This window comes from Thermotoga petrophila RKU-1 (genome assembly GCF_000016785.1).
Lineage (GTDB): Bacteria > Thermotogota > Thermotogae > Thermotogales > Thermotogaceae > Thermotoga > Thermotoga petrophila.
Genome location: NC_009486.1, coordinates 1,659,468 through 1,684,817 on the forward strand (window position 1 = coordinate 1,659,468; position 25,350 = coordinate 1,684,817).

At 46.9% G+C, this 25,350-nt stretch carries 22 protein-coding genes; 17 read left to right on the top strand and 5 right to left on the bottom strand.

The features are described from left to right. Genes TPET_RS08495 through TPET_RS08525 form a run of 7 tightly spaced genes read left to right on the top strand, consistent with a single transcriptional unit; the run spans position 1 to position 4,294 of the window. Complete coding sequence (locus tag TPET_RS08495) at positions 1 to 342, top strand: anti-sigma factor antagonist (protein ID WP_011944077.1); 342 nt, start codon at positions 1 to 3, stop codon at positions 340 to 342. After that, positions 339 to 770, top strand: a complete 432-nt coding sequence (gene rpiB / locus TPET_RS08500; protein ID WP_004080405.1) for a ribose 5-phosphate isomerase B — start codon at positions 339 to 341, stop codon at positions 768 to 770. The genes TPET_RS08495 and rpiB overlap by 4 nt, the downstream gene beginning before the upstream one ends. Beyond that, entirely contained in the window at positions 760 to 1,554 is a 795-nt protein-coding gene (locus TPET_RS08505; protein ID WP_011944078.1) for a 50S ribosomal protein L11 methyltransferase, read from the top strand. The genes rpiB and TPET_RS08505 overlap by 11 nt, the downstream gene beginning before the upstream one ends. Beyond that, positions 1,524 to 2,036, top strand: coding sequence for a DUF501 domain-containing protein (locus TPET_RS08510; protein ID WP_011944079.1), 513 nt, complete (start codon positions 1,524 to 1,526; stop codon positions 2,034 to 2,036). Before TPET_RS08505 ends, TPET_RS08510 begins: the two co-directional genes overlap by 31 nt. Continuing rightward, a complete protein-coding gene (gene panC, locus TPET_RS08515) occupies positions 2,033 to 2,875 on the top strand; it encodes a pantoate--beta-alanine ligase (RefSeq protein WP_011944080.1) in 843 nt (280 codons plus the stop codon). The genes TPET_RS08510 and panC overlap by 4 nt, the downstream gene beginning before the upstream one ends. A gap of 4 nt (positions 2,876 to 2,879) precedes the next feature. Next, positions 2,880 to 3,353, top strand: a complete 474-nt coding sequence (locus TPET_RS08520) for a metallophosphoesterase family protein (RefSeq protein ID WP_010865261.1) — start codon at positions 2,880 to 2,882, stop codon at positions 3,351 to 3,353. A 29-nt stretch (positions 3,354 to 3,382) separates the two neighbouring features. Further along, on the top strand, positions 3,383 to 4,294 hold the full coding sequence (locus TPET_RS08525) for an adenine nucleotide alpha hydrolase family protein (RefSeq protein WP_011944081.1): 912 nt from the start codon (positions 3,383 to 3,385) through the stop codon (positions 4,292 to 4,294). A gap of 71 nt (positions 4,295 to 4,365) precedes the next feature. Here TPET_RS08525 and TPET_RS08530 read toward each other — a convergent pair whose 3' ends face one another. The 5 genes from TPET_RS08530 to TPET_RS08550 are packed head-to-tail and all read right to left on the bottom strand — an operon-like array spanning position 4,366 to position 10,943. Next, complete coding sequence (locus tag TPET_RS08530) at positions 4,366 to 7,326, bottom strand: alpha-L-rhamnosidase (protein ID WP_011944082.1); 2,961 nt, start codon at positions 7,324 to 7,326, stop codon at positions 4,366 to 4,368. Next, entirely contained in the window at positions 7,323 to 8,753 is a 1,431-nt protein-coding gene (locus tag TPET_RS08535; protein WP_011944083.1) for a rhamnulokinase, read from the bottom strand. The genes TPET_RS08530 and TPET_RS08535 overlap by 4 nt, the downstream gene beginning before the upstream one ends. Beyond that, positions 8,744 to 9,454: a rhamnulose-1-phosphate aldolase gene (gene rhaD, locus TPET_RS08540; RefSeq protein WP_011944084.1), complete on the bottom strand. Its 711-nt coding sequence runs from the start codon at positions 9,452 to 9,454 to the stop codon at positions 8,744 to 8,746. Before rhaD ends, TPET_RS08535 begins: the two co-directional genes overlap by 10 nt. Further along, a complete protein-coding gene (gene rhaI / locus TPET_RS08545; RefSeq protein ID WP_048810892.1) occupies positions 9,451 to 10,593 on the bottom strand; it encodes an L-rhamnose isomerase in 1,143 nt (380 codons plus the stop codon). Before rhaI ends, rhaD begins: the two co-directional genes overlap by 4 nt. A gap of 5 nt (positions 10,594 to 10,598) precedes the next feature. Continuing rightward, a complete protein-coding gene (locus TPET_RS08550; RefSeq protein WP_011944086.1) occupies positions 10,599 to 10,943 on the bottom strand; it encodes a sensory rhodopsin transducer in 345 nt (114 codons plus the stop codon). A 107-nt stretch (positions 10,944 to 11,050) separates the two neighbouring features. Between TPET_RS08550 and TPET_RS08555 the strand changes: the two genes are divergently transcribed. The 10 genes from TPET_RS08555 to TPET_RS08600 all read left to right on the top strand — a co-directional run bounded on the left by TPET_RS08555 (position 11,051) and on the right by TPET_RS08600 (position 25,344). Beyond that, positions 11,051 to 11,809 carry a DeoR/GlpR family DNA-binding transcription regulator gene (locus TPET_RS08555; protein ID WP_048810893.1) on the top strand — a complete coding sequence of 253 codons (759 nt, stop codon included), beginning with the start codon at positions 11,051 to 11,053 and terminating at the stop codon, positions 11,807 to 11,809. A gap of 24 nt (positions 11,810 to 11,833) precedes the next feature. Further along, positions 11,834 to 13,234 carry an alpha-glucosidase AglA gene (gene aglA / locus TPET_RS08560; RefSeq protein ID WP_011944088.1) on the top strand — a complete coding sequence of 467 codons (1,401 nt, stop codon included), beginning with the start codon at positions 11,834 to 11,836 and terminating at the stop codon, positions 13,232 to 13,234. A gap of 247 nt (positions 13,235 to 13,481) precedes the next feature. Then, complete coding sequence (locus TPET_RS08565) at positions 13,482 to 15,449, top strand: ABC transporter substrate-binding protein (protein ID WP_011944089.1); 1,968 nt, start codon at positions 13,482 to 13,484, stop codon at positions 15,447 to 15,449. Positions 15,450 to 15,567: 118 nt separating this feature from the next. After that, entirely contained in the window at positions 15,568 to 17,424 is a 1,857-nt protein-coding gene (locus TPET_RS08570) for a rhamnogalacturonan lyase (RefSeq protein ID WP_011944090.1), read from the top strand. A gap of 25 nt (positions 17,425 to 17,449) precedes the next feature. Beyond that, positions 17,450 to 18,730 carry an ABC transporter substrate-binding protein gene (locus TPET_RS08575; protein WP_011944091.1) on the top strand — a complete coding sequence of 427 codons (1,281 nt, stop codon included), beginning with the start codon at positions 17,450 to 17,452 and terminating at the stop codon, positions 18,728 to 18,730. 40 nt (positions 18,731 to 18,770) lie between these two features. Next, positions 18,771 to 19,622 carry a carbohydrate ABC transporter permease gene (locus tag TPET_RS08580; RefSeq protein ID WP_011944092.1) on the top strand — a complete coding sequence of 284 codons (852 nt, stop codon included), beginning with the start codon at positions 18,771 to 18,773 and terminating at the stop codon, positions 19,620 to 19,622. Positions 19,623 to 19,625: 3 nt separating this feature from the next. After that, positions 19,626 to 20,429, top strand: coding sequence for a carbohydrate ABC transporter permease (locus TPET_RS08585; RefSeq protein WP_011944093.1), 804 nt, complete (start codon positions 19,626 to 19,628; stop codon positions 20,427 to 20,429). Between the two features lie 193 nt (positions 20,430 to 20,622). Next, positions 20,623 to 23,253 (top strand): alpha-L-rhamnosidase, encoded by a 2,631-nt coding sequence (locus TPET_RS08590; protein WP_011944094.1) that lies wholly within the window; start codon positions 20,623 to 20,625, stop codon positions 23,251 to 23,253. Next, positions 23,247 to 24,230 (top strand): ABC transporter permease, encoded by a 984-nt coding sequence (locus TPET_RS08595; RefSeq protein WP_011944095.1) that lies wholly within the window; start codon positions 23,247 to 23,249, stop codon positions 24,228 to 24,230. Before TPET_RS08590 ends, TPET_RS08595 begins: the two co-directional genes overlap by 7 nt. A gap of 10 nt (positions 24,231 to 24,240) precedes the next feature. Then, on the top strand, positions 24,241 to 25,344 hold the full coding sequence (locus TPET_RS08600; RefSeq protein WP_011944096.1) for an ABC transporter permease: 1,104 nt from the start codon (positions 24,241 to 24,243) through the stop codon (positions 25,342 to 25,344). Positions 25,345 to 25,350 lie beyond the last annotated feature (6 nt).

Consider the following 25,350-nt stretch of genomic DNA (forward strand, 5'->3'; position numbering starts at 1 on the left):
ATGTTTCCCTACAAGATTGTGGATGATGTGGTGATATTGATGCCGAACAAAGAGCTCAACATAGAGAACGCGCATCTGTTCAAAAAATGGGTTTTTGACGAGTTTTTGAACAAGGGTTACAACAAGATATTTCTGGTCCTTTCGGATGTGGAGAGCATAGACAGCTTCAGTCTGGGTGTCATTGTAAACATTTTGAAGAGTATCAGCAGCAGTGGCGGCTTCTTTGCACTGATATCTCCAAATGAGAAAGTAGAGCGAGTCCTCTCTCTGACGAATCTGGATCGTATAGTGAAGATATACGATACGATATCGGAGGCCATGGAGGAGGTGCGAAGAAAGTGAAGATCGCTATTGCATCGGACCACGCAGCTTTTGAACTGAAAGAGAAGGTGAAGAACTACCTTCTGGGCAAGGGAATAGAAGTGGAAGATCACGGTACCTACTCCGAGGAATCCGTTGATTATCCGGACTATGCGAAAAAAGTCGTTCAATCCATTCTGTCGAACGAAGCGGATTTTGGAATCCTTTTGTGTGGTACAGGACTCGGGATGTCAATTGCCGCAAACAGGTACAGGGGCATAAGAGCGGCTCTCTGCCTTTTCCCGGACATGGCAAGACTCGCGAGATCGCACAACAACGCAAACATCCTCGTTCTTCCGGGAAGACTCATCGGGGCAGAACTCGCTTTCTGGATAGTGGATACCTTCCTTTCAACACCCTTCGACGGAGGAAGACACGAAAGGAGAATCAGAAAGATCGATGAGGTTTAAAGAGCTGATCTTTCCTTTGAGAGTCGAAGAGGAAGAAATCGTAGAAAAATTTTACGAAGAGGGATTCTTCAATTTCGCGATAGAGGAAGATGAAAAGGGAAAGAGGGTGTTGAAGATCTACCTTAGGGAGGGTGAACCCCTTCCTGATTTTTTGAAAGATTGGGAGATTGTTGATGAGAAGATCACCACTCCCAAAGACTGGATAGTCGAGCTCGAACCCTTTGAAATCGTCGAGGGAGTATTCGTAGATCCAACTGAAAAGATAAACAGAAGAGATGCGATCGTGATAAAACTGTCTCCCGGTGTGGCGTTTGGCACAGGTCTCCATCCCACCACGAGAATGAGCGTCTTCTTCCTGAAAAAGTATCTGAAGGAAGGAAACACTGTGCTCGACGTTGGATGTGGAACGGGAATACTCGCCATCGCTGCCAAAAAACTCGGTGCGTCTCAGGTGGTAGCGGTCGATGTGGATGAGCAGGCCGTCGAGGTGGCTGAAGAGAACGTTCGAAAGAACGACGTCGACGTACTGGTGAAATGGTCGGATCTTCTCTCAGAGGTGGAGGGTACTTTCGATATTGTGGTGTCCAATATTCTGGCTGAGATTCACGTGAAGCTACTCGAAGATGTGAATCGTGTCACACACAGAGATTCCATGCTCATACTCTCAGGGATCGTTGACAAGAAAGAAGACATGGTGAAAAGGAAGGCCAGTGAACACGGATGGAACGTTTTGGAGAGAAAGCAGGAGAGAGAATGGGTAACTCTCGTGATGAAAAGATCGTAGAGTGGCAGATTGGAAGAAAGATCACGAACATGAATCGGGTGGCTTATCGCTGTCCATACGGCTATCCGGTTGTGATCGAAAGTCTGCCCATCAAGAATGGAAAGCCGTTTCCCACGCTCTACTGGCTCACCTGTCCCCACTTGAGAAGAGAAGTATCCAAACTCGAGAGCGAAGGGTTCATAAAGAAACTCGAAGATCGAATAGCGTCCGATGTGGCGTTTCGAGAAAAGATGAGGAAGGCACACTTAGAAGTGATAGAGAGAAGAAAAAGGCTCCTCACCGAAGAGCATTCTTTTCGTGAAGTTCTGGAAAAGGTGGGAACCGGTGGTATTCGAGATTTCTCGAAAGTGAAGTGCCTCCACCTTCATTTGGCGGATTACCTGGCAGGTGTTGGAAATCCCGTTGGAGAAACCGTGTGGAATCTCATCGAAAAGAAATTCTGTGATGATGTTTTCTGCAAAATCGGGGAGGCGAGAGAATGAAGATCATAGAAACCATAGAGGAAATGAAGAAATTCTCCGAGGAAATGAGAGAGAAGAAAAAAACGATAGGATTCGTCCCCACCATGGGATACCTCCACGAAGGGCACCTGTCTCTTGTGAGAAGAGCAAGGGATGAAAACGATGTGGTCGTGGTGAGTATTTTCGTGAATCCTACCCAGTTCGGTCCCAACGAAGACTACGAGAGGTACCCAAGAGATTTCGAAAGAGACCGAAAACTTCTCGAAAAAGAAAACGTGGACTGCATCTTCCATCCGTCAGTCGAGGAGATGTATCCTCCCGATTTTTCCACCTACGTTGAAGAAACGAAGCTTTCAAAACACCTGTGTGGTAGATCCCGTCCTGGACACTTCCGTGGAGTGTGCACCGTGGTCACGAAGCTCTTCAACATCGTGAAACCTCACAGGGCGTACTTCGGTCAAAAAGATGCACAGCAGTTCAGGGTTCTGAGGAGGATGGTGAGAGATCTGAACATGGACGTGGAAATGATCGAGTGTCCCATCGTGAGAGAACCGGATGGCCTCGCGATGAGCTCAAGGAACGTGTATCTGTCGCCCGAAGAAAGGCAGCAGGCGCTTTCGCTCTATCAGTCTCTGAAAATAGCGGAGAATCTCTATCTGAACGGTGAAAGAGACGCAGAAAAGATAAAAGAGGAGATGATAAAGCACCTTTCCAGGTTCGATAAGGTGAAGATAGACTACGTGGAGATTGTGGACGAGGAGACTCTGGAGCCGGTTGAGAAGATCGATCGAAAGGTGATCGTCGCGGTGGCTGCCTGGGTTGGAAATGCAAGACTCATAGATAACACGATCCTGGGGTGAGAACGTGAAGAGGTTCCTTTTGATCTCCGACTCACACGTTCCCGTGCGCATGGCCAGTCTTCCGGATGAGATACTGAACTCTTTGAAAGAGTACGATGGCGTGATAGGCCTTGGAGACTATGTGGATCTGGACACGGTGATCCTTCTTGAGAAATTTTCTAAGGAATTCTACGGAGTTCACGGAAACATGGATTATCCAGACGTGAAAGAACACCTTCCGTTCTCGAAAGTCCTGCTTGTAGAGGGTGTCACCATAGGAATGTGTCACGGGTGGGGTGCCCCGTGGGATCTGAAAGACCGTCTTTTGAAGGTCTTCAACGAAAAACCTCAGGTGATACTCTTCGGACACACCCACGAACCGGAGGACACGGTGAAAGCGGGTGTGAGATTTCTGAACCCGGGAAGCCTCGCTGAAGGCTCTTACGCCGTCCTTGAACTGGACGGGGGTGAAGTACGATTCGAGTTGAAGACCTTGTAAAAGAGATCGTCGAGGACATAAGAGAAACCGTGAAAGACGGAAAGCTCTACGTTGCCTTCTCCGGGGGAAAGGACAGTTCGCTGGTGGCAATCCTGGCGAAGATGGCCCTCGGAGAAGAAAGGGTGGAGCTCGTCACCGTGGACTGGAGCCCTTACACCTACGAGAGATCGAGAGAGATTGTTCGAAACTTCGCAGAAAAACACGGCTTGAAACACACTTTCATTCCTTCCAACAGAATGCAGGAGAAGGTCTGGAGACACGGTCCATCCTGCAACGCCTGCACCCGCGACGTGAAGACCGTTTTGGTGAAAAGATACGCTCAGGGTCACCTCGTTGCGAGCGGTGCAAACGCCTCCGACAGCTGGGGAAAAACGGGCCTGAAGGTCTTCGACGGTGTCTACTCACCACTCTGCAGGGTCGGTAAAGAAGAGATAAACGAGATGCTGAAGTTCCTCGGACTGGAAGTGAAGAAGATCGGTGAGTCTGCGGGAAGAGAAGGATGCAAACTGAAACACCTTCTGAAGATGCTCATAAACCCGGATTACCACGGAAAAGCTGTTTCTACTGCAAACGAGATCCTTCTCAGAGTTCTCGAAGAACATGGCTTCAAGCCGGAACTCGCCAACGTGAAGATCATCGGGCCGCTTTCAAGAAACATCGCCCTCGTGAATGTGAAACCTCTTCCACCAGAAAAGGTGATGAACGAGATCGTCGAAAAGCTCTCCGCAGAAGAGACGATAGACGGGGTCATCGTGGTCGATGGCCCTATGAAACTCGTGGTTCTGGCCAGTCCCGCGATCTACAGGAACGAAGAGTCAAGAAAGTGGATAAAGGAGGGAAGGCTTCAACCGGAGTTCGCCTTCCCCATCGAGATCGAGTGGAGAGAATCGAAGAACAACAAACTTCGCACCTTTCAGGTGGTCGATGCCAGAAAGGAGTGAGACTATGGCCTTCAGATGTCCCCTTCTGCTCTTTCTGAGAAAGATATTCAAGTTCAGAAGAAAACCGAAGTTCATCGTGAAGAAGAGCTGAGAACGGCGACGTTTTCCAGGCCGAAGGGCAGCAGGATGTATCTGTCCGTGTGGTGCTCGAAATCTATGAAGCTCTTCGGTCTTCTGAAGGTCTCCTCGAGAACGTCTGCCTTGTGGTTCGCCTCTATGAGGTTGAACAGTGTGTTTGTGAGGACGAGTTGGAGTTCGTTTTTTCCATTTCTCAGAGCATCTGTAATATCTATCATGAAAGGTCTCCAGAAAAGAACGCCCAGGAACTTCCCGTTCAGAATCACCTCGACCGAGGCCGCCTCCACACCGTTCAGCTTGAGGAAGTATCTTTTCCCCGGGTCTTTTTTACACTCAAATATCTTTTTGAGCGTGAAGGATCCCACATAGAACGGGTACCCGTCCCGTGTGATGTCCCTGTGATCCGGTACCTTGGGTGCATCGATCACGTACCTCGTCTCGTCCACGTTCACAAGTGAAAAATCTCCCACAAGATATATCGTCTCCACCTCTGTTGGCCTGTGATTCTCTGGATCTTTCACCCTCGTGTGACACCCCGGGCCTGTGATGTTGTTTTCTTTTCTTCCCTCCAGAACAACCGTGTTCTTTCCTTCTCTGACGAGATCTGTGATCTCCATCTTTCCAAAGTTCACATCCAGGAAATTCTGTTCCTCGTTGAAAATGCAGCTTTTTCTTTCGTACCTCACCTCTCGACCGTTCACCGTGATTCTGTCAAGATTTTCCGCGCACTCAACGACGAGAAAGAGTTTTTGAGGCTTTTTCCTGACCTCGAAAGAGTACTCCACCCTGAACGGTGTACCATCCGGTAACCTGTAGAACTCGTACCAGATCTTCGAGACGAACTCGTTCCTGAAAACCCTTCCACCCGCTTCAAAATACTCCACCCTGTCCACTGGAAGAACGTTGAAAGAGTTCATCTTCACTTCGAAATCGTTCAGTGCCGTCTCGAAATCGAATTCTTTCTCCAGAAGAACTCCTGTTGAAACCACTTTCTCATCTTCCGCAGGAACCTCCTCGTCCGTTACCCAGATACAAACACTCGACGCTGGGAACATGACAAACTCGTTTTCCTTCAGCTCCACCAATTTGAAATCGAACAGGTCTATCGCGTACGTGTGTTTTCTCTTTTCCTTCAGTTCCAGATGGCAGTGCACTTCCCGGTCGATGTCCGTGTTCGCAAGAAAGAGAAGATAAGATCCGTCTTCCAGCACTCTCTTCTGCGCGATCACCGCTTTTGCATTCTCTTTCGTTTTCGTATCCAGAACATCCACAGAAGAGAAGGGTTTGAGTTCTTCGATGAGATCTTCGAGCGTTTCAAAAACACGAGCCTTTTTGAGGAATTCGATTCTTCCCTTCTTTCCTTCCACTCTTTCCGGGAAGAACCTGCCGTACCTGAAATCCTTCAAAACAAAGACCTTACCACCGTTTTCTGCCAGTGAGTTCAAAAGTTCCACAGTAGAACTTTTCAGATTCAGGAGCGGTGGCAGCACCACGACTTCGTATTCGTACTCTCCTACTCTCAGTTTTGCCTCTTTCACTCTTCCATGTTTTGAGAGGATCATCTCGTCGCCGAAGTGGAAGTCTATCTTGTTCGCAACGAGTTCCTTTGTGATCGTATCGAAGAGCTCGTTGAGCTTATCGATCTCGTCATCGAACTTAGAATACACACACCACGCTGAGGAGATGGGATGTATCATGAGCACTTTGACCTCTCTCTTTCCCTGTGTGACGATGTGGTTCAGTCTTGCAAAGTAATCCGACAGGAATCTTTCGTTCTTCCACCAAGGCTGTTGATAGAAGAGATTCGGTGGGTAGTCCCTCTTTCTCTCTCCTCTCATCGAGTAAAGACTGAGATGCGGGTTTATGTACGTGACACCGAGAACCGCCTGCCAGTCCGCTATCCATTTTCTGTGCAGAAAACTCACGTGCTGACCCGTTGTACCGAACGTTTCGCAGAGCACCCATTTCTTCCCTAACTGCTCTGCCGCCGATGAAACCTGCTTTATCGTGACCACCTGTTCCAGGTGTCTGGCGAGTTTGTCTATTCCCGGTATCTGCATGTATTCGTAGTGTGGCATCGCGGCACCTATCCACTCCACCTGTCCTCTGAGTGTATCTTCTGCCATGTAGTGTCCCGTCATGAAGATGCCGTTTTCTTCACACCACTTCGCGTACGGGATCGTGAAGTTTTCGATGAACAGACTCGTCGCAACATCGAAGAAATCGTATCTCACCTTCATGTAGTCCTTCACGTTGAAGAAGAGTTCTTCTAAGTGGTCTCTGATGTCGTATCCCTTTCGCCTCAAAAACTCCTCTGGAAATCGTTCTGTCCAGGGGAGTGTGGTTTCTTTAGGGTGATGCACTCTCAGATAGGTGGGTTCATCGGTGAAGATCCCGGGGATGGAGACTCTGAAAAGATCACCGCACGATTTTTTGTATCTCTCGTGTGTCGATCTGAGAAACGCCTCTGTGGTCTCTCTTGAGAGCAGATCGACGTAGCAGGTTCCGTTGAACCACGGATCACCAAGCTTCATAACGCGTTTTACCACGTAGAATTCTTCGCCGTCTCTTTCTATCTTTTTCAGGATCTCATCTTCTGGTTTGATCTGATCCTTTTTCAAGAGTGTGAGGTATTTGTGCCTGTGTTCCGGTTTTTCGAGTGGCACGATTCCTCCAGCGAATCCGGAAGGCCATTTGTCCTCATCGTAGAGCCAGGCGAGCATCCCGAGTCTTCTGGCGTGTTCTGCACAGCTTCTTACGAGTCTCATCCACTCCTCAGAGAGGTATTCCGTTACAAGCCCCACTCTCGAGTGCATGAAGAAGCCTCCGTAGCCCTTCTCATACATTTCGTCTATCTGCCTTAGAAGTTCCTCCTCGCACAACTTATCGTTCCAGCTCCAGAAGGGAGCGGGTCTGTACCACACACCCGGATTTTTCAGTTCTTCCAGGTTCATATTTCCACCTCTTTGTATTTCTTCCACTCTTCGTAGCCCTCGTTCCACTCTTCCATATTTTCCGGCTCGAACGTTTTCAATTCGAAGGATTCTTTCACGATCTTTCTGGCTTCGTTGATGTTTGCTATCGCTCCCAGGGTGATCAGCTGAACGAGTGCGTTCCCGATGGGAGTGGCGTCCACAGGACCCGCCACCACCGTCTTCCCCGTCGCACTGGCTATGAAACTCATCAAAAGATCGTTTCTCACAGCTCCACCCACCACGTGGATTTTCCCGTATCTTTTGCCGGTGAGTTCTTTGATCTGCTCCACGATCCATCTGCAGTTGAACGCAAGGGATTCGAAGATGAGCCGGGAGATTTCTCCGATCCTCTCCAGGATTTTCTGGCCCGTTCTTTCAAGATAATTTCTGATCCTCTCCAGCATGTTTCCAGGGTGGAGAAACTCTTCTCTATCGGGATCGAGAAACGCCTGGAAACCAGGGGCATTCCTGGCCGATTCGATGATCTCCGAATAATCCTTCTTCCAGATTCTGTTGCACTCTTCCAGAAGCCACATGCCCGTTGCGTTTTTTAGAAACCTGATCTTCCCGTACCCACCTTCGTTCGTGAAATTTCTCTCCAGTGCCTCTTTGCTCAGAAGTGGTCTTTCCAGCTCTGTTCCCACAAGAAACCACGTTCCAGAGCTGATGTAGATTCCTTCCCCCTCAAACGGTACGGCAACGACGGCGGAAGCGGTGTCGTGGCAGGCGGTGGTGATCACGTTCATACCTTTTTTCACTCTGCATTTTCCCAGGACGGTACCCGGTGGAACCACCTTTGGGAAGATCTCAGTGGGAATGGAAAGTTTTTCGAGAAGGTCGTACGCCCATTCCCGGTCCGGCACACTGTAGCACTGAGAAGTGCTCGCGATGGTGTACTCACTCACCATCTCTCCAGAAAGCCAGAAGTTGAACACGTCGGGGATCATCAGAAGGTGCTTTGCCGTCTTCAAGAACGGATCGTTCGAGAGCACCATGGAGTACAGCTGATAGAGTGTGTTTATCTCCATGAACTGTATACCCGTTCTCTGGAATATCTCATCTTTTGGAACCACTTCGAAGGCCTTTTTCATGACTCCCTTCGTTCTCACATCCCTGTAGTGATAGGGAAGAGATACGAGTCTTCCATTTTCGTCGAGTAAGGCAAAATCCACACCCCATGTATCCACCCCAACAGACTGTGCGTCAGAGGCCTCAAGAACACCCTTTATCTCCTCGTAGAACCCGGGAAGATTCCACACGAAGTGTTCTCTATCCTTCCCAGGAAGAAAGGTTCCTTCTGTTCTGAATCTCTTTATTTCTTTCACCGTCAACCTGTCTTTCAACTCCACCTCGTAGATCTTTCCGTTCGTTGCTCCAAGATCGATCGAGAGGACCTTCACAGCCATCCCTCCGGAACACCCGTGGGATTTCTTCCGAGGCTGAGCACTCTCAAAAGGATCTCCGCCGCTTTTTCCAGGATCTCGACTCTGTCGTAGGCCTCCGCGACGTCTTTTCCAAAAGCCACAACACCGTGTTTGTCCCAGAGAACGGCATCTTTTCCTACTGATTTTTCTACCGTTTTCAGGCCGAGCTCTACACTGCCGGGTTTCTCAAACTCGACAACGGAGATCCCTCGTGGGAAGAAGATGAGAACCTCCGGGTGGATCTTCATCATCTTTGGAAGAAGTTCCTGGAAGTCTTCCAGATTCATCAAAGTGAGCAGGTTCAGAGGGTGAGTGTGAACGATGGCTTTCTTTTCCGGATTCATCTCCTTGAATTTTGCGTGGATCATGAGGTGTGTGGGAAACTCACTGGTGGGTTTTCCGTTTCCATGGAGTATTTCGTAGTGTTTCCCCGGAAGGACGTGAAGAAGACAGATCTTGCTGTCGTCTTCGTAGACTTCTCTCATTCTTGAACCCGTTGCCGTGATCAGAAGGTACATCTCGGGACCGTCGTAATCGAACCCGTATTCGTTCACACTCTTGACCTCGTACCCTTCTGGTCTTTCATCCAGTCTGACAGAGATGTTCCCTGCGTTCGCCTCGGAAAGGCCCTTTATGGCAAGCCAGTAAGCTACTTTTTGAATCTCTCTTATCGTCTCTCTCATCGTCTCTCTCTCCTTCTTTTTTCCATGTAGTCTTCTTCCCGAAAGACTCTGAGCGGATCCTCCGGAAGACCCTTCTGCCTTCTGTACTCCCTCAGAATCGGCCTTACGTCTGTTCGAAACGCATCCATGAGAATTTCTTCTGCTTCAACCACATCACAGTTTTTCTGAGCCTCTTTCAAGCGTTCTTGATCGATGAGCAGAGCCTTTGCAAAAAGTTCCTGGGCGATCAAAACAGATTGTATCATCGCGAGGATCTTCGGTTTTGTGATGTGGGCCTGATCGAACATGAGAACCACCTTCTTTGCAGAGTCAGAAAGTTCAGGATCTCTCCATGCAAAGACGATCTCCTTGAAGATCAAAAACACCTCGTACGGATTTATGGAGGCGATCGTGAGATCGTCGTCTGCGTATTTCCTGTTGTTCAGGTGAAAACCTCCGAGTTTCTTCTCAGACAGAAGTGTTGCAACGATGTACTCTATGTTCGTTCCTTGGGGATGATGCCCCAGATCGACCAGCACGAGGGCTCGCTCTCCCAGCTTTTCAGCGAGAAGATAACTCGTTCCCCAGTCCGGTATGTCCGTGTGGTAGAAGGCAGGCTCGAAGAACTTATACTCTATGAGGAGATACATGTCGGCCGGCATGTTCTCGTAGATGTACCTCAGGGACTCTTCGAGCCTTTTCTTCCTGGAGCGGAAATCGTCCTGACCGGGATAGTCCGTTCCGTCCGCGAGCCACAGACTGATCACCTTTGAACCAGTTTTTTCGGCTATGTCCACGCACTCCATCACGTGAGCGATCGCTTTTTTTCTGATCTTCTCACTGGGATTGGTGAGGCTTCCGTACTTATAATCAGGATCCTGAAACAGATTCGGGTTGATTGCACCTATCTTCAAGCCTTTCTCTTCAGCAAACTCTCTCAGTTCCTCCCAGTTTTCCACTTTGTCCCAGGGAATGTGAAGGGCAACGGAAGGACAACAACCTGTGAGACGATGAACGAGAGCGGCGTCTTCTATTCGTTCGAAAACGTTCCGGGCGGCTCCTTCTTCGTGGAAGACGGCAAACCTCGTTCCTGCATCGCTGAACGCCCAGGAGGGAAGTTCGAACATCAGCTCGTCGAGTTCTTCAAAAATCTTTTCCATATTCATCACTCCTCCCAATAACCGATGGTTGTCATAAGAGTGTAGTGATCCTTTCCAGCGTCAAGGCGTGAAAGTTGCATGACAACAGGTGCGTTGCTTTCCGCCATTATGCTGTAAGGCTTACATTTTGGTATACCAAGTTTGTCCAGTCTCAGGTGCAAACTCTTCATTGGTGAAATTTCTACTTCATGAACAACTGGTTCAGAGTCTTCGAAGAGGAACGTGATCCTTATTTTTGCTGTTTCATCACCCGTATTCATGATACACAGAGATTCATGAGAAACAAGATATCCTCTTTTGCCATTTGGAATGTAACCATCTGGAAAGAACCATTTTCTGGCACCGTTCATTATTCATCACCTCTGGGTACGAATTCATACATAAAGTTATCATAAATTAATCACAAAAGTCAACGATGTTTGTGATAAAATCTTTCGAGAAGAAAGGAGGTGTTGATATGAAGGAAGAAAGGCTCAAGGAAATTCTTGACATAGTGGACAAAAACGGTTTCATCAGCATGAAAGATCTTCAGGAACAACTCGGCGTTTCGATGATCACCGTGAGAAGAGACGTGGCAGAACTGGTGAAAAGGAATTTGGTGAAAAAAGTACATGGTGGCATAAGGAAGGTGAATTATTTTGAAAAGGAAACAGATTTCATGAAACGACTCTCAATAAACAGAGAAGCAAAAGAGAAAATTGCCCAGCTTGCGCTGAACTTCGTTGAAGATGGAGACATTATCTTTCTGGACGCAAGCACCACTGCGCATATCTTTGCCAAACACCTGGCCTCGTCTCAAAAGTCCGTTCACGTTATCACAAACAACCTGCTCACTGCAATGGAGCTCTCGAAGAACTCCGATATAAGCGTTGTTCTGCTCACAGGAAAGGTGAATCCGGAGAACCTGGCTGTGGAAGGCTCTCTGACGATAGAGTGTGGGAAAAAATTCTCCGTGAAAAAAGCCTTTGTCTCCTGTAGAGGAGTGACTGCGGAAGAAGGAACCTACGAAATAAACACCATGGAAATGGGAATAAAAGGAATTTTCGTGGAAAGAGCGGAAGAGATCTTCGTACTCGCTGACTTCAGCAAAATAGGAAAAAGATCGCTGGCACATCTGATACCCGCAGAAAAAATCGATCATCTCATCACCGACAGAAAACCTCCAGAAAATCAGTATGAAATATTCAGGGAAAAAGGTGTGGAAATTGTTTATTGATTAATTCAACAGGGAGGTGCACACATGCCTACCATTGTATTTGTAGGAGCGGGGAGCGTAAGGTACACGATCAAGCTGGTAGGGGACCTGGCGAAGACACCGGAGCTGTATGGGTCAAGACTGGTATTGATGGACATCGACGAAGAAAGGTTGAAAGCAACGTACGTTCTCGTCACAAAGTACCTCAGAGAACTGAATGCAGAGTACACAGTGGAACAGACAACAAGCCTTGAGAAAGCACTTGAAGAGGCAGACTTTGTCATCAACACAGCCCTCTACAGGGCACCAGGACACGAAGATGGATACGTACACTACGAGATCATGAGGGGAGTAGGAGAGAGACATGGCTACTACAGAGGGATAGACAGCCAGGAGCTGAACATGGTCTCGGACTACTACACACTCAGCAACTACAACCACCTGAAGATGAGCCTTGATATAGCAAAGGCAGTGGAGAAGATATCACCGAATGCGTGGATACTGCAGACGGCCAATCCCGTTTTTGAGATCACGCAGCTTGTGAAGAGACTTACGAAAGCGAAGATAGTGGGTTTCTGCCACGGATATGCGCACGTGTTCCACCTTGCGAAGGTACTCGGTGTGGAGCCAGAAGAATTAGACTGGCAAGTAGCAGGGGTGAACCATGCGATATGGATGAACAGGTTCAGGTGCAGAGGGGAGGATCTCTATCCGAAGCTGGACGAATGGATAGAGAAGAACGCGTCGAAGTGGGAGCCGAAGAATCCATGGGATGTGGACTTTTCACCTGCAGCGATAGACATGTACAGGTTCTACGGGATGTACCCGATAGGGGACACGGTGAGGAGTGGGACATGGAAATACCACTACGATCTTGAGACAAAGAAGAGATGGTACGGGAAGTTTGGAGGGATAGACAACGAAGTGGAGAGGCCGAAGTTCTACGAGAGTTTGAGAAAGCAGAGGAAGAGACTGATGGAACTTGCGAAAGAAGTGGAAAAAGATCCAACGATAGAGCTGACGAAGGTGTGGCCTGAGGTGTTCACAACAGGCAGTGAGAGTGTAGAGCAGCACATACCGTTCATAAACGCGCTTGTGAACAACAAGAAAGCGAGGCTTGTGTTGAACATAGAGAACAGAGGGGTGATAAAGGGGATACCGGACGATGTGGTGGTGGAGGTGCCGGTGGTAGTTGATAAAGAAGGGATACATCCGGAGAAGATAGAGCCTGATCTTACAGACAGGATCAAGAAGTTCTATCTTCTTCCAAGGATACTCAGGATGGAGTGGGCACTTGAGGCGTTCATATCTGGTGACAGGAGGGTTCTGGAGGAGATCCTCGTCAGGGATCCAAGAACCAGATCTTACGAACAGGCTGTTGCTGTCATCGATGATATCCTTAACCTCCCCTTCAACGAGGAAATGAAGAAGCACTACGGCGGTTGAAAAACCGATTTGTAAAAACCGTAGCGCCCCATAAGGGGCGCTTTTTTGTTGTAAGGGGTTGTAAAAAAAAGAAAAACGAATGTGATCGACAATAATCAACCATATTTGTCCTTGATAGTTCAACATCAGAATTATTTTGTACTGAAAATCGTTGACCTGGTTGTACAACAGTTGATATCATATTGATAATGTCAAGATCACAATGGTTCATTTTTGTGATCATTTCTATAACGTGGGGGGTGGTACGATGTTCAGGAGAGTTCTGTGGGGCCTTCTTGTAGTAATCTTCGCAGCCCAGATCCTTGCTATTGGACTCAACAAAATCGTTCCCGGTGAGTATTACAATCTCACCGACTACGAACGTCTGACAGGCAAGAAGATCACGAAATTCAACGAAGCACCGATGTTGAAAGAGATGGTTGAGAAAGGACTGCTTCCACCTGTGGAGGAAAGGCTTCCGAAGAATCCGGTTGTGGTGACACCTTATGAGGAGATAGGTCAATACGGTGGTACCTGGAGAAGAGTATGGTTCGGCCTTCCGGATCAGCCCAATGTCGATAAGATCGCTGTCGAGAAACTCGTGATGTTCGATAAGACCGGTGGGGTAATACTTCCGAATATCCTCGAAGAGTGGCAGGTTAGCAGTGATGGTAAAACGTTTGTCTTCAAGATAAGAGAAGGGCTGAAGTGGTCTGATGGTGTGCCTGTCACCACAGAGGACGTGAGATTTTGGTATGAAGACATTTTACTGGATGAAAATCTGACCCCTACGATTCCTTCCTGGCTGATCGCTGGAGGTAAACCCTTAAAAGTAGAAATCGTCGATAAGTGTACATTCAAAGTAAATTTCGAAGTCCCCTATCCTCTGTTTCTCTATCAGCTAGCATACCGGGGACAGGGCGGTTACGTTTTCGTTGTCCCATCGCACTATCTGAAAAACTTCCATCCAAAGTATGTCCCGCTTGAAAAACTGACACAAATGGCGAAGGAAGAAGGATACGATTACTGGTGGCAACTTTTCGCTGCGAAAGGTACCAATACCAATGCGTGGATTACGAATCCTGAGCTTCCCGTACTCTATCCATGGAAATTGAAGAAATTGACTGATTCACAACTCGTCATCGAAAGGAACCCATACTATTTCAAGGTGGATCCTGAAGGGAATCAGCTTCCATACATAGATGAAATAGTGTTCTACAGGATTCAAGACAAACAGATGGCGCTCATGAAAGCTATGGCTGGAGAAATAGATATGCAAACCAGGCACTTTGGAACGGAACAGTTCACTATATTACTTGAGAACAGGGAAAAAGGTGGCTATAGAGTTTTGAGATGGGTTTGGGGTGTTGGCAGCATAGTAACGTTCTATGTGAATCAAAATGTGAAAGATCCCGTTCTTAGAGAACTCTTCCAGAATCCAAAGTTCAGATACGCCCTTTCACTGGCGATAAACCGAGAAGAAATAGCTACCCTGGTCTTCCACAACCTTGGTGAGCCACGTCAAGCATCACTGATCACAGGTGTTGCTTTCTACGATCCTGAATGGGAGAAAGCATATGCGGAATATAACCCTGAGAAGGCGAACGCTCTCTTGGATGAAATAGGCCTGACAAAGCGAGATGCCGAGGGTTATAGAATAAGATCGGATGGCAAAAGGTTGGAAATAATAATAGAGTACTCCGTAACAGACGCTGTTGTTGACGTACTGGAGATGGTAAAACAGTACTGGGAAAATCTGGGTATCAAGGTGCTCCTGAAACCTGAGGAACGATCGCTCTACATGACAAGGTGTGAAGCAGGAGAGCCTGAAATAGGTGCGTGGTCATTCGACAGATGTGCAGCCGTATTGAGCGATCCTGGAAGGTTACTGGGAACAGTGTGGGATGGCCCATGGGCACCTCTTTATGCAAGGTGGTACATTTCCGGTGGAAAAGCTGGCGAGGAACCACCAGAAGGCTCAGACATTAGAAGAATCTACGAGCTTTGGGACAAAGTAAAAGTAACCGTCGATGAAGAAGAAAGAGACAGACTTTTCAAGGAGCTCATCAACATTCATAAGAAAAATATCTTCTTCATAGGAACGGTGGGAGAAGTCCAGATACCTGTCATCGTGAAGGACAATTTCAGAAATGTCCCTGATGGATTAATCTTTGATCATCCTCTCTTCAGTCCAAAGAATGCCCGACCGGAACAATTCTTCTTTGAACTGAAATAATAAGCATCTACCGGAATTACCCGGTGGTCCACCACCGGGTTTTTTATTGCCGATCTTGAATTTGCAGATCATAACATGATAAAATCTGTAACTGATGATGATCATTTTATGGGGGGTGATGCTGGTGAAAAGATCTCTTTTGATTCTGATTTTGACCATCGTCTGTTCCCTTTTGCTCTTCGGAGCCCGGCAGATGGAATACCTCAAAAGAGGGATGGTAGCCATCAAGACTGATGAGGGAGTCTTTCTGAGCTGGAGAAAACTGGGAACCGATCCTGAAGATGTCAGATTCCACATCTACCGCGATGGGCAAAGGATAACCCCCGCTCCCGTCAGCTTGACCAATTTCCTCGATCCTGAAGGGACACTTGAGTCTGTATACAAAGTGATTCCTGTGATCGGAGGGAAAGAGCGGGTTGAAGAAGCTTCAAAAGAGGTGAAAGTCTGGGAGAAGAACTATCTTGAGATTCCCATCAGAAAACCGGAGGGAGGTGTCACACCAGACGGTGTGCATTATGAGTACACCGCAAACGATGCAGCTGTCGGAGATTTGGACGGTGATGGTGAATACGAAATCGTTCTGAAATGGGATCCTACCAATTCGAAGGACAACGCACACGATGGTTACACTGGGAACACATATCTTGATGCCTACGAGTTTGACGGAACACACCTCTGGAGGATAGACCTGGGTAGAAACATCAGATCAGGTGCACATTACACACCTTTCATCGTTTATGATCTCGACGGCGATGGCAGAGCAGAAGTTGTTTGCAGAACTTCCGATGGTACAGTGGATGGACAGGGGAACGTGATAGGAGATCCAAACGCGGATTATCGAAACGAGAAAGGAAGGATCCTCACGGGGCCGGAGTACTTGACGGTGTTCGATGGATTAACAGGAAGAGCTCTGGTAACAGTTCCGTTCGAACCTGCACGGGAAACTGTGGAGAGCTGGGGAGACAACTATGGAAACAGAGTGGACAGATTCCTGATGGCAGTTGCTTATCTGGATGGCCAGAGACCGAGTGTTGTCTCTTGCAGAGGTTACTATGCCAGAACTGCTCTGGCTGCTTACAACTTCAGGAATGGGAAATTGGAACTCCTCTGGAAATTTGATACCAAGACCGGCAACAAAGAGTACGAAGGTCAGGGACATCACTTCTTGAGGGTTTTTGATGTGGACAACGATGGAAGAGATGAGATCATCTACGGTTCGTGTGTCATAGATGACGATGGAACTGGTCTGTTCTCGACACGCCTTGGACATGGTGATGCAATGCACTTTGGAGATCTCGATCCAACAAGGCCTGGTTATGAAGTCTTTACAATCCACGAAGGAAGGTCAAAGAAACCCTACGGTGTCGCCATGTGGGACGCCAAGACAGGAAATGTGCTGTGGGGTGTCTACATCGAAGGAGCGGATGTAGGAAGAGGACTCGCAGCCGACATAGATCCAAGGTATCCCGGTGTGGAATGCTGGACGAACAAAACGGGTCTCTACACTTGTAAAGGAGAAAAGATCTCCGACAACAGACCCAATTCTGTCAACTTCGCCATCTGGTGGGACGGAGACCTTCTCAGAGAACTCCTCGATCATACCTGGTACGGCGATCACGGAATAGGGAAGATCGACAAATGGGACTACATAAACGAAAAACTGGTAAATCTTGTGACCTTCACCGGAACTCTTTCCAACAACTGGACGAAAGGAAATCCCTGCCTGCAAGCAGATATACTCGGTGACTGGAGAGAAGAAGTTATCTGGAGAACAGAGGACAGCACTGCGCTCAGAGTGTATGTATCTACTTACCCAACGAACTACACATTCTACACATTGATGCACGATCCTCTTTACAGAATAGACATCGCCAATCAGAATGTGGGTTACAATCAGCCGCCACACACAAGTTTTTATCTCGGTACCGGTATGATGGAAACTCCTCCAAAACCAGATATTTACGTTGTCAAATAATTCCGTATTTTAGGAGGTGGTTAACGTGCGCTCTAGGTTGATGGTCCTGGGATTTTTACTACTTTTGTTCGCTGGCATTCTTCTAGGAGTGAAACTTACGATCTTCAGTGCCGGTGCCAGTGAGGGTCAGGCACTGGATGCGGCAATCGCTGAGTACAAAAAACTACATCCAGAGGTGGAATTCGAGCACGTCAATATCACATCTGGTTGGCAGGAGAAGTTCTCCCTTGCGTTGATGAGTGGTGATGCTCCCGATCTAATAGCGATCACTGTTCCATACGCGGATTATTTCAGATCTTACCTTATTGATCTCGCACCTTATGTAGAGAAACACCTAGGCATTTCTCTCAAAGAGTACAAAGATTCCATGTACGATGTGGTCAGAGCCTATGTGGGGAAAACGGAGGATGAGTTAACTTACGTTCCCCTCTATCTCACTGTCCACAGTCTTTGGGTGAACGTTGATTATTTTGAGAAAGCGGGTATTCCTTATCCTCCACTTGGAGGAAGGGATGAACCCTGGACATGGGAAGAGTTCGTAGATGTTCTCAGAACAGTCAAAAAAGTCAACAAACTACCAGCTGCCATGTCATTTTCCTATTCCACGGAGAGATTATTCAATTACCTTGCCGTGAGGGGAGTTAAAGTTCTGGACGAGAACCTGGATCTTGTTCTCGATAAGGATCCCAGAGCAAAAAAGGTGCTGCAAGATTTTGTAGATCTTTTCAAAGAAGAACTAGTGCCGGCACCGGAGTGGATAGCACAGCAGTCCGATATAAACGATTTCCTGGGGGGTATCACGGCGGTTCACTGGTCCGGTAGCTGGATGTGCAGATCCATCATCGACATCATGAAACAGACAGGAAAACGTTTTGCTCCGGCTTACGTTCCAAAAGATGTCGACTGGTTTGGCATCAACGGAGGCCATATCTTCGGGGTGGTAAGAACAGGCGACAAGAAGCGAGAGGAAGAAGCTATAAAATTCGCTCTCTGGATAGGACAGAAGGGACTTGGAAACGATGTGTTCAACAAGGCGCTTCTCGGAATTTCACCGTTCAAAGGCCATGAAATAGATTACGGTGTACCGGAGATGAACGAATGGATACCGGTCTTTCAGACTTTGATCGAAAGGGCACCTTCTTGGATAGTTCCGGTCAGAACCTGCGAACTCTGGGCAAGACTCTACGATCCTTTGAGAACACAGATCGCCATGGTAATAGGTGACCAGCAGAATCTTGATGATGCATTGAAAAACATCCGAAAAGAGTACGAAACCATCCTAGAAGAACTTGGAGGAAAGAGATAACCAGGGCGGGGGTTCCCCGCCTTTTTTGGAGGGAGTAATCATGAGACAACTCATTAAGACCCGTTTTGTATTTCTTTTACCTGGTCTGTTTTTTATGTCTCTCTTTGTTCTTGTACCTATAGTTTCTATATTTTTCATTTCTTTTTATTCATGGAATCTTCTGTCTCCGATGAGGTTTATAGGATGGGCAAATTTCAAAAGGATGATATCTGATAAATACTTCTGGAATTCACTTGTTGTGACCTTCAAGTTGATGGGACTCGGCGTTCCCATAAATTTCTTTCTGTCTCTCAGTCTGGCTCTTGCTCTTTACAGAGAGGATAGATTTTCGAAGATTTTCAGAGCCATTTTCTACTGGCCGTGTCTTATGCCTGCAATAGCAGGAGCAACGATGTGGAAGTGGATGTTTTCGTATCACACAGGTCTCTTTAATTACATTCTTAGAACTCTTGGTCTTTCTCCCATTTACTGGCTTGAAAAACCCCTAAACGCTTTATTCTCAGTGGTGCTTTCGGGTATCTGGGGTGTGGGGTTCTTCATGATGATGTTCATCACAGGTCTCCAGAACATACCACAGGAGCTGATAGAAGCGGCCAGAATCGATGGAGCAAACAGATGGCAGACCTTCTGGTATGTGACCTTCCCATGTTTGAAGAACACCAACTTGCTTGTGCTTATGGTGTCTGTTGCTTATTCTCTGAGAAGTTTTGCCGGTATTTATGCTTTAACAGGAGGAGGTCCCGGTTATGCCACCACGAACATCGCCTTGTACATCTACAGATCAGGCCTTACACAATTCAGGATAGGATATGCGTACGCAATGAGTGTTGTTTACTTTGTACTTGCACTTGTGGTGGGGCTGATCATCTTAAGGTTGCAGAGGGAGGAATAAGTAATGGGTAGAAAATTGTTCGTCATAATATTGTCAATTTTCTTCATGCTTCCAATCTTCTGGTCAATTACTTCTTCGTTTAAAGGAATAGGAGAAATTTTTTCTTACCCACCAACGTTTTTTCCGAAAAATCCTACCTTTGAGGGATACATAAAAGTGTTGAAAGAACATGATTTCTTACTTTATCTCAGAAACACTCTTTTCGTAGCGGTTGTGGCAACACTTTTGACAGTTCCTGTGTGTTTGATGACCGGATACAGTTTGGCAAAAGGGACTTTTAGAAGCAGAAAATTTTTCAACGGTCTCTTTGCGTGGACTCTGTTCATAACAGCAGAAGTCACAATGGTTCCGCTCTTTATAGTTATCAGAGGTTTGGGTCTGGTGAATTCCATATGGGGTATGATCATACCAGCTGTATACACCCCCACAGGTACATTTGCTGCAGTCCAGTATATGAGAGATATTCCCAATGAGCTCCTTGAGAGCGCAAAGATAGATGGTGCAAACGAATGGCAGATTTTCTGGAGAATCGTTGTACCGCTTTCAAAACCACTGATGGCCACCCTTTCTATATTCTCCTTCACCTGGAGATGGAATGATTTTGTACTACCTCTCATCATTGTGAATAAGAAGAGTCTTTTCACCTTGCAACTAGCTCTTGCCTCCATTCAAGAAGAGCTGGGGCCGTACGATTGGACCGCTGTGCTCGCTTTTTCGAACCTTACCGTGATTCCAACTCTCATAATATTCCTGCTGTTCCAGAGATGGTTTATGAGGGGTATCATGACTGGTGGATTGAAATATTGATCGGTTGAGTAACGATAAGAGATCAGTTGTAACTGGTTGTAATTGAAAGATTTCGCAAGATAATCACCTGTGATTCTTCATGAAAACCATAATTCAACAATAATTTCTATTTTCTATGTACCAGATTGGTTGTATGAAAGATCATATTATGATAAATTTATGATCGATAAAGAACAAAAAAAGAGGTGACAAAATGATACAGGCCTGTGATCTTCGCTGTGAATATTTGACGTCTCCTGTCCTTGGACTCGATGTGATTCCTCGATTTTCTTGGAGATTAAAGGGTAATGGAAAGAAACAAACACGATACAAAATTATCGTTTCGGACAATTTCGATGATATCGAAAGAGGAATAGGAAATGTGTGGGAGAGCGAAAAAGATTCTTCAAAAAACCTGAACATAGAATATGAAGGGCCAAAATTGAAAGCTTACAAGGGCTACTATTGGCGCGTGAAACTTTGGGATGAAAAAGAAAATGGACCGTGGAGTGAGACAGCTTACTTCGAAATGGGCCCTTTAGAGGATTGGAGAGGAAAATGGATAACCATGCCTTCTCCGCTCTCTTTTAAGGATCCAGCCCATCGCCATGAACTCTTCTACGCTATGTACTTTCGAAAGGAGTTTCTCTTAAACAAAGAGGTAGAAAAAGCACGGGTTTATGTGAGCGGGCTGGGAGTCTATGAACTCCATTTGAACGGAAAAAGAGTGGGAAACAATGTTCTCGATCCTGCACCAACGGATTACAACAAGGTAGCACTCTATTCAACATACGATGTCACACAATATCTAACAACGGGAAAAAATACAATAGGTGTGATTCTTGGTAACGGCCGCCATATCAGAGATTATGGGTATTCAAAACCAAAACTTTATCTTCAACTGCTTGTGTTCTACAAAGATGGATCGCGGGAATTCATTTGCTCCGACGAAACATGGAAGGTTTCACATGGACCTCTGAAGGAAAATGGCATCTATTTTGGCGAAGTCTACGATGCCCGCGACGAAATATCTGGATGGGATTCACCCGGTTTCGACGATAGGAACTGGTCAGAAGTAGAAATCGTAGAAGGTCCTTCTCTGAAAGCACAACTGATTCCTGTCATACGTGTTTGTGAGGTTATTAAACCAAAGAGGTTGTGGTTGTCTTCCAGAGGAACTTTCATAGTTGATTTTGGCAAAAATATTTCCGGGTGGGTGAAGCTGAGAGTAAATAACGGTAAAAGAGGGGAGAAAATTATCATACGCTATGCGGAAGTACTGGATCCCTCCATGGATCGGCTGGATACGAGAAATCTTCGTCTAGCACGTGCTACAGACGAATACATTCTGAAGGGACAGGGAGTGGAAATCTACGAACCAAGATTCACATACCATGGGTTTCGTTATGTCGAAGTGGAAGACTATCCTGGCACTTTAACCTCCGATAACATAGAAGCAATGTTTGTCCACACAGATGTTGAAAAAGTTGGAGATTTTGCCTGCTCGAGTGAACTTTTGAACAAAATCCACTCATGTGTTGTGAACAGTCAGTTAGCTAACCTGATGGGAATTCCTACAGATTGCCCCCAGAGAGATGAAAGAATGGGATGGTTGGGTGATGCCCAATTAACGGTTGAAGAGGCGATGTACAACTTCGACATGGCAGCTTTCTACACGAAATATCTCATGGACATAAAGCTTTCCCAGAAAGAAGATGGAAGTATATCAGATGTTGCTCCTCCCTACTGGAAGAGATACCCGTCAGATCCAGCTTGGGGAACCGCCTATGCGACGATTTTGTGGTATCTCTATTTCTTCTATGAAGACAGAAGAGTACTGGAAGAACACTATGATTCGCTGAAACGTTACGTAGAGTTTCTCAGAAAGAATTCCCCTAATCATTTAACAAAATTAGGACAGCATGGTGATTGGTGTCCTCCAGGTGATAAATTCCCAAAGCGCACTCCTTTGATTCTAACTTCCACATGGTATTACTATCACGATACCCTCATTTTGAGCGAGATAGCGAAAATACTCGGAAAAAAGGAAGACGAACATGAGTATAGAAAACTTGCCGGAGAAATAAAAGAAGCCTTCAACCGTCATTTTCTCAGGAAAGTTGAGGATCACACGGGTCGGATTGTGTGCTTCTACAGAGGAATAAAGTTGAGCCCCAAAGATAGAATTCCCACCACTCAGACGTGTAATGTTCTGCCTCTCTGGAACAAGATGGTTCCGGAAGAGTGTAGAGAGGATGTGTTCAAAGTCCTTGAGAGACTGATAGAAGTGGATAACGATACGCATTTTGACACCGGAATCGTGGGTACTCGTTACATACTCGAGGTTTTATCGGAAAATGGCAGGAAAGACCTTGCATTGAAACTTCTTTTGAAAGAAGATTATCCAAGCTTTGGCTACATGATAAAGAACGGTGCAACAACACTGTGGGAGAGATGGGAGAAGCTGGAAGGTACTGGCATGAATTCACATAATCATGTCATGCTGGGTAGCGTCGACACATGGTTCTATAAGTATCTTTCGGGAATAAAACCGGTTGCTCCCGGTTGGAAGAAGATAAGGATAGAACCATACTTCGCTGATCAAATAGATTTCGTTTCGGCCAAAATAAAAACCCCAAATGGATCACTTGAGGTTAGTTGGAAAAAGCAGAATAAAGAATATGAAATCCAGATTATTATACCGGTGAATACGGTTGGTATTTTCGCTGTTCCGGAAAGTTTCAAAGTATCTGCAATAAACAGCAAACAAGTGAGTTATCCTTCTGAGTTTGAACTTGAACCAGGTGCCTACAACATCGTTCTCGAAAGGGTGAGAGAATGTTAGGCTACATTCTACGGCGATTAGTCCAGATGCTGGTGACATTGTTTGTGATATCGGTGATATCGTTTGTGATCATACAGCTTCCACCTGGGGACTATCTGACATCGTACATAGCGTCACTGGCAGCGACGGGAGAGACAGTGGATCAAGCGACGATAGAGGCATTGAGGAAGCAATATGGACTGGATTTACCGATATACGTACAGTATTTCAAGTGGTTGTGGGGGATACTGCACGGGGACTTTGGCTACTCGTTTTCGTGGAACAGGCCGGTATCGGAACTTTTGTGGGGAAGACTTGGGCTTTCGGTTCTTGTGTCGACGGTTGCTGTGATCTTCAGCTGGGTGAGTGGCTTTTTGATAGGCATGTACTCTGCGACACATCAGTATTCGATAGGGGACTATCTTGCGACATTTTTGGGCTACATTGGGCTTGCCACACCGAACTTTTTGCTGGCACTGGTACTTCTGTGGCTTGTTTACAGCACGACAGGGGTGAACCTTGGAGGGCTGTTTTCACCGCAGTACCTTGATGCACCATGGAGTTTTGCAAAATTTGTGGACATGCTGAAGCACCTGTGGCTTCCGATGATCGTTGTGGGAACGGCGGGCATGGCAGGGCTCATCAGGACACTGAGGGCAAACCTTCTCGATGAACTTCACAAGCCCTATGTGGAGGCAGCACTCTCCAAGGGGCTTCCAGAGAACAAAGTGTTCTGGAAGTATCCTTTGAGGATAGCGATGATACCGTTCATCAGCACGGTGGGATGGTCACTGCCGGGGATCTTTTCCGGTGAGACGATCACGGCGATAGTTCTGAACCTTCCGACCGTTGGGCCACTTCTTCTGGGGGCGCTTCAGAGTCAGGACATGTACCTTGCGGGGAGTTTGGTGATGTTTTTGAGCTTTTTCACGGTGATAGGGACACTGATCTCAGACATACTTCTTGCGTGGGTGGATCCGAGGATCAGGTTCGAGTAGGAGGGGAAGCATGAAGAAGAAAGAGAGGATGGAAGAAAAGTTCTATTACGCATCACAATGGCAGCTCATCTGGTGGAGGTTCAAAAGACACAAACTTGCGGTGATAGGAGGAGTGGTGCTTTTAATAATCTACGTTCTTGCGATATTCTGCGAGTTTTTTGCTCCGTACGATCCGAACAAGTACAACTACAGGTTTCCCTACGCACCGCCGCAGAGGATACACTTTTTCCACGAGGGAAAGTTCATAGGGCCTTTTGTGTACGGCTACACCTCCACGGTGGATCTTGAGACCCTGAGGAGGATCTACAGGGAAGATAAGAGCAAGATCTTCAGGATAAAGTTTTTTGTTCGGGGAGACGAGTACAAACTTTGGGGCATATGGAAGACGAACGTACACTTCATCGGAGTGGAAGAAGGCTACATGTTCCTTCTTGGAACAGACAGACTGGGAAGGGATATGCTCTCAAGGATCATCTACGGTGCCCGCATCTCGACATCGATCGGTCTTATAGGGGTCTTTTTGAGCTTTGTTCTTGGTATCACCATAGGGGGCATCTCAGGATACTTCGGTGGTGCTGTGGACAACTTCATCCAGAGAACGATAGAGATCATAAGGAGCATTCCCACAATTCCCCTCTGGATGGCACTCAGTGCGGCTCTTCCTGAGAACTGGTCACCTCTTAGGGTCTACTTTGCGATCACGATCATTCTGTCCCTTACAGGCTGGACAGGTCTTGCAAGGGTTGTAAGGAGCAGATTTTTGTCTTTGAGGGAAGAAGACTTCGTGATGGCAGCAAGGTTCATGGGGGCTTCAGAAGCAAGGATCATCTTTCGTCACATGCTTCCTTCCTTTATGAGCCATCTGATAGCGAGCATCACACTTTCCATTCCCGGGATGATACTTGGTGAGACGAGTCTCAGTTTTTTGGGGCTTGGTTTGAGGCCGCCTGTGATCAGCTGGGGAGTGCTTCTGCAGGAAGCGCAGAATCTCACGGTTGTTGCCCTGTATCCATGGCTTTTGATACCCGTTGTGTTTGTGATCACAACCGTTCTGTGCTTCAACTTCGTTGGGGACGGGCTCAGGGATGCGGCAGATCCGTACGCGAACATGTAGGAGGGA